The organism is Burkholderia sp. BCC1999, from assembly GCF_905339975.1.
Classification (GTDB): domain Bacteria; phylum Pseudomonadota; class Gammaproteobacteria; order Burkholderiales; family Burkholderiaceae; genus Burkholderia.
This window is the reverse complement of record NZ_CAJPHP010000076.1, coordinates 1-284: the sequence shown is the minus strand read 5'-3', so window position 1 is coordinate 284 and position 284 is coordinate 1. Positions and strand designations below refer to the sequence as shown.

1 protein-coding gene is annotated in these 284 nt (G+C 59.9%); it reads left to right on the top strand.

The features are described 5' to 3' along the window. Window positions 1–284, top strand: a 284-nt coding sequence (locus U5809_RS34630; RefSeq protein WP_415877983.1) for a bacteriophage T4 gp5 trimerisation domain-containing protein, incomplete at both ends; no start/stop codon positions are given.

Sequence of the window (284 nt, the reverse complement as noted above, 5' to 3'; positions counted from 1 at the left end):
CACATGGCGATCCCGCGTATCGGGCAGGAAGTGATCGTGGTCAACCTGGATGGCGATCCGGACCAGCCGCTCATCATCGGGCGGGCGTACAACCGCCTGCAGTTGCCGCCGTACGAACTGCCGCGACACAAGACGCGGATGACGATCAAAAGTCAGACGCACAAGGGCGAGGGCTACAACGAACTGCGCTTCGAGGACGAGAAGGATCAGGAGGAAATCTACGTCCACGCGCAGAGGGATCAGAACATCCACGTCAACCACGACGAAACCACCTTCGTGGGCAA